Consider the following 347-nt stretch of genomic DNA (forward strand, 5'->3'; position numbering starts at 1 on the left):
ATGAGCGTTCTCGCGCGCCGGCTGCCCTGACTGGAGCACCTCATTGCGCAGTGCACCCAGGGTCGGGCGCGGTTCTCCCCCGGCGGTCCGATTGGCCCGCAGCCACGCGGCAAGCTGGCGCAGGTGGCTCGCATGGGTGCGCGCCGTGGCCGGATGCGTGTTCGATGCGCCCTGATAGGCCTGGATCAATGCCTCGTCGTCAACATTCGTGACGCCGCCACGCAGAGAGTCAGGGCCGGGAGCAATACGCGGCCGTTTCACTGCACGGTCATTCTCGCTCGCGCCGCTCCGCTCCGGCAGAAGACCACTCAGTGGCCCCGTGAGCGATGTTCGGGATGCGCCCGAAA

Annotated in this window: 1 protein-coding gene; it reads right to left on the reverse strand. The window is 68.0% G+C overall.

Features of this window, described 5'->3' with window-relative positions:
- Positions 1–189 (reverse strand): hypothetical protein (locus CFB39_RS40615; RefSeq protein ID WP_218829821.1); only part of this gene is annotated, 189 nt, incomplete at its 3' end.
- Positions 190–347 lie beyond the last annotated feature (158 nt).

The sequence above is a fragment of the Burkholderia sp. AU6039 genome (assembly GCF_002223365.1).
In the GTDB taxonomy this organism is placed as follows: domain Bacteria; phylum Pseudomonadota; class Gammaproteobacteria; order Burkholderiales; family Burkholderiaceae; genus Burkholderia.